The following is a 515-nucleotide window of genomic DNA, read 5'->3' on the forward strand; positions in this document are numbered from 1 at the left end:
ATCAGCGCGGTGGATGGCCGAAACATCACCCTCGACCGGGTATCGTCGGCCGCCGCCGGCGACCGGCTTATCCTCAATCTGCCGAGCGGCGTTTCTCAGGCCAGGACGGCGCAGGCGGTAAACGGGAAAATCGTCACGGTCACCACCGCCTATTCCGAGGTTCCGGAGTCGGAATGTGTCTGGGCTATCGATGCGGACGACCTGGCGTTGCAGTTATTCCGGGTGACCGGCATCACACAGAGCGATGATGGCGTTTCGTTCGACATTACAGCCATTGAGTACGATCCGGATAAATTCGCCCGCATCGATACTGGCGCCCGTATTGAGGATCGCCCGATAACGGTTATTCCGCCCGGTGTTCAGCCGCCGCCGACCAACGTCACTATTGGCAGCTACACGGCCATTAGCCAGGGTCTGGCTGTGACCACACTGCGTGTCACCTGGGATAAGGCGGCCAGCGCTATCGCGTATGAGGCTGAATGGCGAAAGGATAATGGCAACTGGGTCAGCGTGGC

The 515-nt window shown here is 60.0% G+C and carries 1 protein-coding gene; it reads left to right on the forward strand.

What is annotated here, in order from left to right; translation table 11 throughout:
• On the forward strand, positions 1–515 hold a 515-nt coding region (locus FCN80_RS26350; RefSeq protein WP_230492996.1), incomplete at both ends, for a hypothetical protein.

This window comes from Martelella alba (genome assembly GCF_005217455.1).
Classification (GTDB): Bacteria; Pseudomonadota; Gammaproteobacteria; order Enterobacterales; family Enterobacteriaceae; genus Acerihabitans.